The sequence below is a fragment of the Gryllotalpicola sp. CP2-P1 genome (assembly GCF_057512245.1).
Window position 1 is genome coordinate 1 of sequence record NZ_JBLRDT010000155.1, and the last position, 5,932, is coordinate 5,932.

Sequence of the window (5,932 nt, forward strand, 5' to 3'; positions counted from 1 at the left end):
CGCCGAGCGCATCATGGCGCGCGCCGACGAGCTCGGCGCCATCAGCGAGGTCGAGGGATGCCTGACCCGCACCCACCTCAGCGAGGCGCACCGCCGCGCGGCGAAGCTCGTCGCCGGCTGGATGCGCGAGGCCGGCCTCGCGGTGTGGACGGACGCCGCGGGCAACGTGTGCGGGCGCCTCGAGGGCGCCTCGCCCGACCTTCCGGCCGTGGTGCTCGGCTCGCACATCGACACGGTTCCCGACGCGGGGAAGTACGACGGGCCGCTCGGTGTGCTGCTCGCGATCGAGGTGGCGCGGTCGCTCGCCGACTCGCCCGGTTCCCTGCCCTTCGCCCTCGAGGTCGTCGCCTTCAGCGACGAGGAGGGCACCCGCTTCGGCAACGCCCTCTCGGGATCGCGGGCTTTCGCCGGCGCATGGGACGAGGCGTGGTGGGAGTACGCGGACCGCGACGGGACGACCCTGCGCGAGGCATCCGTCGCCTTCGGCCTCGACCCCCGCAACATCGGTGACGCCGCGCGCCGGCCGCGTGATCTCGTCGCCTATCTCGAGGCGCACATCGAACAGGGGCCGTATCTCGAACGGGCAGGCGTGCCGCTCGGCGTCGTCTCGTCGATCGCCTCGGCGCGGCGTTTCGCGCTCGAGATCGCCGGGCACGCGGGGCACGCGGGCGGCACTCCCTATGAGCTGCGCCGCGACGCGCTGGTCGGCGCGGCCGAGCTCGTCGTCGAGATCGAGCGGATCGGCCAGGACCTCGACGTGATCGCGACGGTCGGGAAACTCCAGGCGTACCCGGGCGGGGTCAACGTGATCCCCGGGAAGGTCGAGCTCACCCTCGACCTGCGCGCGGAACTCGACGACGACCGCGACGACGCGTGGGCGCGGATCCAGGTGGCGGCGGACGAGATCGCGGCGATCCGCGATCTGGATTGGTCGGCGACCGAGTTCTACCGCGCGGACGGCGTCGCCTGCGCGGACGAGCTGATGGAGGCCGTCGAGACCGGCATCCGTGCCGCGGGCATCGATGACCCGCTCACGCTGTGGTCGCGCGCAGGCCACGACGCGATGGCGGTGGCGGACGTCGCGCCGATCGGCATGCTTTTCGTGCGCAACGGCCGGAACGGGGTGAGCCACAGTCCGGACGAGATCGTCGCGCCCGGTGACGTCGCGCTCGCGTTCGACGCGTTCCTGGCTGCCGTGCGCGAGCTCGCCCGGCAGCAGAGCTGACTAGCGCACGTCGACGTCGCGGCCCGACCAGAGGTCGCCCGCCTCGATCTCGTCGACGCCGTGATCGACGAGATAGCCGCGGCCGCCCGAGTCCCCGTGCAGCGTGCCGATGAAGTCGGCCCAGTGCTGGCGCCCGACGATCACGGGGTGCCCGGGGTGGCCGGCGAACACCGCCTGCCGCAGGCTCGTGATCTTGACGCCGCTGAGCAGGCGCTTCACGACCGCGACGGGCAGGTCGGGAAGGTCGACGAGCGTGATCGCGGCGGCCGAGACCGAGGGCGGGGCGGATGCCTCGAGATGCCGCATCGCCGCCCGCAGAGACGTTCCCATGCCGTCGGTCCAATGGGACTCGACGACCGTGTGCACGCGCGGGTCGCGCGGCACGAGCTCGCTCGCCTCTGCGGCGGAGGCGCCGAGCACGACCGTCACCTGAGAGCAGCCGCCGTCGAGCAGCCTCTCGGCCGCGAGCTGCACCCACGGGGTGCCGTCTGCCGCGCGAGCGAGCGCCTTCGGAACCCCGTAGCGCGTGCCTGCGCCGGCGGCGAGGACCACGCCGGCGGAGGGGAAGACGACAGCCATAGATAAGGTTATAGCGGCATTGCGAGGAGGTCGCTCATGGCCGGAACCCCGATCACCGCCGACGAGCTGGAACCCGTCGTCGCCGACGCACTGGGCGTCAGGCGCTGGGTCGACGGCATGCTCGCCGGCGCCCCATACGACGACGTCGACGCGCTCGTGGAGCACGCGCGTGAGCTGGCGACGCCGCTCACCGAGGCCGAGCTCGACGAGGCGCTCGCGCAGCACCCTCGCATCGGAGAGCAGGGCGATCGGATGTCTGAGGCCGAGCAGGCCGCGCCCGACGCCGACGACGCCGAGCTCGCACTGCGCATCGCCGAGGGCAACCGCGAGTACGAGGCGAAGTTCGGTCGCGTCTTCTTGATCCGCGCCGCGGGGCGCACGCGCGCCGAGATCCTCATCGAGCTGCGTCGTCGTCTCGCTCTCGACCCCGAGACCGAGCTCGCGACGGCCATCGAGCAGGCGCGCCAGATCATGGAGCTGCGTCTGCGCACCTTCTTCAACGCGGTGGCGCTGCCCGAGGGTCCCGCTCGCAGCCAGATCACCACCCACGTGCTCGACACGGCGCGCGGCCGACCTGCGCCGCGCGTGCCCGTCAGGCTCGACGCCTTCTCGGAAGGGCAGTGGCACGAGCTCGGCCGGGGCACGACCGACGACAGCGGCCGCATCGATCAGCTCGGGCCGGCCGAGGTGCCGGCGGGGCGCTACCGGGTCGTGTTCGACACGGCGGCGTACTTCGCGACGCAGGACGCCGTCTCGTTCTTCCCCGAGATCGTCGTCGACTTCGAGGTGTGGTCGGTCGACGAGCACTTCCACATTCCGCTGCTGCTCAGCCCGTTCGGCTACTCGACGTATCGCGGCAGCTGAGCCGACCTAGTAGCGGACCCTGCCGTCGAAGCGGCCCCACAGCTCGAACGGCTCTGAGGCGTCGGCGGTGCGCAGCTCCCGCACGACGGGAAGCGTCCAGCCGTCGCGCGGGGTGGCCATGAGCTCGTAGAACTCGTGGTCGTCGAAGCCCGCCGCGGCGGCATCCATCTTGTTCGCCGAGAAGACGATGCGCTCGACACGCCCCCAGAGGCCGGCCGAGAGGCACAGGGGGCACGGCTCGCACGAGCTGTACAGGATGGTTCCGCTCAGGTCGAAGGTGCCGAGCGCGCGACCGGCCGCGCGGATCGCCTCGACCTCGGCGTGCGCCGTGGGGTCGTTGTCGCGCGTGACGCGGTTCTGCCCCACGGCGACCTGCTGGCCGTCCTTCACGACGATCGCCCCGAAGGGGCCGCCGCCGTCGCGCACGTTCTGCTCGGCGAGGCGCACGGCGGCCCCCAGCCAGTAGAGGTCGTCGGCGCGGCGCAGCTGCGCCGCGGCATCCTGGGTCATGAGCGCGTCACCGTCGCTTCGATGAGGCCGTAGGGGCGGTCGTCGGCATGGAACACCTCGTTGTCGTTCGGGATCGGCGGCTCCACGGTGAAGCGGCTGAAGTCATACAGGAAGTGGTGCTTGTTCGGCGCGGCGAGCTTCACCTCGGCGAGCTCGGGCACGGCGTCGAGCACGGCTTGGCCGATCTGCCACAGGGTCTGCTGCAGGGCCAGGGAGTGCCAGGTGGCGAAGGTGCCGACGAGGGCCGCGCGCGCCGCGTCGAACGCGGCATCCCAGTCGGCAGGGAACGTGCCGAAGCGCCACGCGGCGTCGATCGACGTCGCGAGGATGCGGTCGTCGGTCTCGCCGAGCGTCGTGTACTCGTCCTTGTGGAAGCCGTGGAACTCGCTGCCGGTGGACTTGAGGATCACGAGGTCGGTGACTCCGCCCGTGACCTCGAGCCGCTGGTCGTCGCCCGTGCCGACGGCGTCGACGCGCACGGTGCGCCGCTCGGGCCCGCGCCGCACCCACGTGTGCTCGTGCTCGGCGCCGCCGACGACGACGCGGTCCCACCCATCGACGAGAACCTCGATGGTCGCCTCGCGCGCGAACTCGTCGTTGTCGACGAAGTGCCGGCCGAGGGCGAGCGCATAGTCCTCGACGGCGCCCTCGCCGTGCGTCTTCGCGAAGGCGAACGCCGTGTTCTTCTGCGTATCGGTGGGCAGCACCTTCGACTGGTCACCCGTCGTGTAGGCATCCTCGAAATCGCCGCGCAGCGACGTGGTGACGGTGAGGTCCCTGATCTCGTGCCGCGGGGAATCGCGGTAGATGCGCACGAGGTGGATCTCGGCCTTGCCGTACTGGTTCGCGCTGAGGGTGTACATCAGCTCTCCTTCCGGGTGATGAGCTCGCCCGCGGGTGCGGTGCTGTCTGGGTGCTCGCCGACCGGCGCGCCGCGCAGCCACGTCTGGCGCACCACGCCGCGCAGCTCGCGCCCGTCGTACGCCGTGATCGGATTCTTGTGCCTGAGCCGGGCCGCGTCCACGGTGAACGCGGCGTCGGGGGCGAACACGACGAGATCGGCACGGGCGCCGGGGGCGATGAGGCCGCGGCCGGCGAGTCCCGCGAACCGGGCGGTGCGGGCGGACATCCAGTCGACGACGTGAGCGAGGGGGACGCCGCGGGCGAGCGCCTGCGTCCACACGGCGGGTAGACCGAGCTGCAGGCCGGCGATGCCGCCCCAGGCGCGGGCGAAGTCGTGATCGCGCGTCTTCAGCTCGACCGTCGCGGGGGAGTGATCGCTCACCACGATGTCGAGCGTGCCGTCGGCGAGGGCGGCCCAGAGGGCGTCCTGGTTCGCGCGCTCGCGGATCGGCGGCGCGCACTTGAAGCTCGTCTCGCCATCGGCGACGTCGTCGGCCGCGAGGGTGAGATAGTGCGGGCAGGTCTCGGCGGTGATGCGCACGCCGTCGGCCTTCGCGGCGCGCAGCAGGGGCAGCGCGGTCGCGCTGGAGACGTGCACGATGTGCGCGCGGATGCCGGTGCGGCGGGCGACGTCGATGACGCGCGCGACGGCCGCGCGCTCGGCCTCGTCGGGGCGCGAGGCGAGATAGCCCGCGTAGTCGCCCCCGCCGCGATGGTCGTGCAGGTGGTCCGCGTCCTCCGCATGCACGAGCAGCAGCCCGTCGAACGCCGCGAGCTCGCGCGCCGCCTGCTCGAGCTGCTCCTGCGTCAGGTGCCGGAACTCGTCGACCCCGGTCTCGGCGAGGAAGCACTTGAAGCCGAAGACACCGGCGTCGTGCAGCGCGCGCAGCTCACCCGTGCCGAGGTTGTCGGGCACGACGCCGCCCCAGAAGCCGATGTCGACGCCCGCCTGATCGCGTGCGGCGGCCTGCTTGACGCGCAGCGCGGCGAGGGTCGTCGTCGGCGGGATCGAGTTGAGCGGCATGTCGATGATGGTCGTGACGCCGCCTGCCGCGGCCGCGGCGGTCGCGCTCGCGAAGCCCTCCCACTCGGTGCGGCCCGGCTCGTCGGCGTGCACGTGGGTGTCGACGAGGCCCGGAAGGAGCACCTCGTCGGCCGCGAGCGTGCGGTCGACCCGCGTCTCGAGCTCGGCGTCCGGTTCGAAGATGCCCGCGATCAGCCCGTTCGCAACGGCAAGGGATGCGTCGCGCTCGCCGTCGGGCGTGATGATGCGCCCTCGGAGCACGGTGTCGTAGACGGCCATAGCTCATCTAATCGGTCGCTCATTGCGCGCTGGTTACAGGGGTGCGACCCGGCCGGCGGAAGAACCACCGTCGGCGCCGTTCACGAGAGCCCACACCGCGTCGCGCGTGAGCTGCGTGGTGGTCGGCCGCACGCCGATGGCGTCCCTGATGGCGTTCGCGAGTGCGGGGGCGACGGGGTTGTACGGCGCCTCGCTCATCGACTTGGCGCCGCGCGGCCCGAGCAGGTCGTACGTGTCGGCGAAGAACACCTCGGTGTAGGGCAGGTCGGCGTACTGCGGGATGTGGTACTGCCGCAGCACGGGTGTCTCGACCACCCCGTCGCGCACGATGAGGTTCTCGTAGAGCACGGACCCGATCGCCTGGGCCACCCCGCCCTCGAGCTGCCCGCGCAGCTGCTCGGGGTTGATGACGGTGCCGGCATCGGCGCCGTGCACCGAGTGCAGAATGCGCACCTCTCCCGTCGCCCGAGAGACCGCGACGCGGAATCCCTGGACATTGAACGCGACCGAGCGCGGCGTGCCGTCGTTGCTCGCCTTCTGCGTCACCT

Annotated in this window: 7 protein-coding genes; 2 read left to right on the forward strand and 5 right to left on the reverse strand. The window is 71.9% G+C overall.

Annotation, left to right across the window (positions count from 1 at the left end; genetic code table 11):
• Window positions 1-1,225, forward strand: a 1,225-nt coding sequence (locus ACM2XV_RS11365) for an allantoate amidohydrolase (RefSeq protein WP_487026999.1), incomplete at its 5' end; no start/stop codon positions are given.
• On the opposite strand, the gene ACM2XV_RS11370 is transcribed toward ACM2XV_RS11365, so the two are convergent.
• Window positions 1,226-1,804 carry a nucleotidyltransferase family protein gene (locus ACM2XV_RS11370; RefSeq protein WP_487027000.1) on the reverse strand — a complete coding sequence of 193 codons (579 nt, stop codon included), beginning with the start codon at window positions 1,802-1,804 and terminating at the stop codon, window positions 1,226-1,228.
• A gap of 36 nt (window positions 1,805-1,840) precedes the next feature.
• Here ACM2XV_RS11370 and uraH point away from each other — a divergent pair, with 36 nt between their 5' ends.
• A complete protein-coding gene (gene uraH, locus ACM2XV_RS11375; RefSeq protein ID WP_487027001.1) occupies window positions 1,841-2,668 on the forward strand; it encodes a hydroxyisourate hydrolase in 828 nt (275 codons plus the stop codon).
• A gap of 6 nt (window positions 2,669-2,674) precedes the next feature.
• Here uraH and ACM2XV_RS11380 read toward each other — a convergent pair whose 3' ends face one another.
• From ACM2XV_RS11380 to ACM2XV_RS11395, 4 genes are all read right to left on the reverse strand, one after another.
• Window positions 2,675-3,178, reverse strand: coding sequence for a nucleoside deaminase (locus tag ACM2XV_RS11380; RefSeq protein WP_487027002.1), 504 nt, complete (start codon window positions 3,176-3,178; stop codon window positions 2,675-2,677).
• On the reverse strand, window positions 3,175-4,041 hold the full coding sequence (gene pucL, locus ACM2XV_RS11385; protein ID WP_344773643.1) for a factor-independent urate hydroxylase: 867 nt from the start codon (window positions 4,039-4,041) through the stop codon (window positions 3,175-3,177). The genes ACM2XV_RS11380 and pucL overlap by 4 nt, the downstream gene beginning before the upstream one ends.
• Window positions 4,041-5,384, reverse strand: a complete 1,344-nt coding sequence (gene allB / locus ACM2XV_RS11390; protein WP_487027003.1) for an allantoinase AllB — start codon at window positions 5,382-5,384, stop codon at window positions 4,041-4,043. Before allB ends, pucL begins: the two co-directional genes overlap by 1 nt.
• 33 nt (window positions 5,385-5,417) lie before the next feature.
• On the reverse strand, window positions 5,418-5,932 hold a 515-nt coding region (locus ACM2XV_RS11395), incomplete at its 5' end, for a molybdopterin cofactor-binding domain-containing protein (RefSeq protein WP_487027004.1).

Coding starts and splice junctions, on each gene's coding strand:
- ACM2XV_RS11370 (WP_487027000.1), bottom strand. CDS start 1,804: ATGGCTGTCGTCTTCCCCTCCGCCGGCGTGGTCCTCGCCGCCGGCGCA.
- uraH (WP_487027001.1), top strand. CDS start 1,841: ATGGCCGGAACCCCGATCACCGCCGACGAGCTGGAACCCGTCGTCGCC.
- ACM2XV_RS11380 (WP_487027002.1), bottom strand. CDS start 3,178: ATGACCCAGGATGCCGCGGCGCAGCTGCGCCGCGCCGACGACCTCTAC.
- pucL (WP_344773643.1), bottom strand. CDS start 4,041: ATGTACACCCTCAGCGCGAACCAGTACGGCAAGGCCGAGATCCACCTC.
- allB (WP_487027003.1), bottom strand. CDS start 5,384: ATGGCCGTCTACGACACCGTGCTCCGAGGGCGCATCATCACGCCCGAC.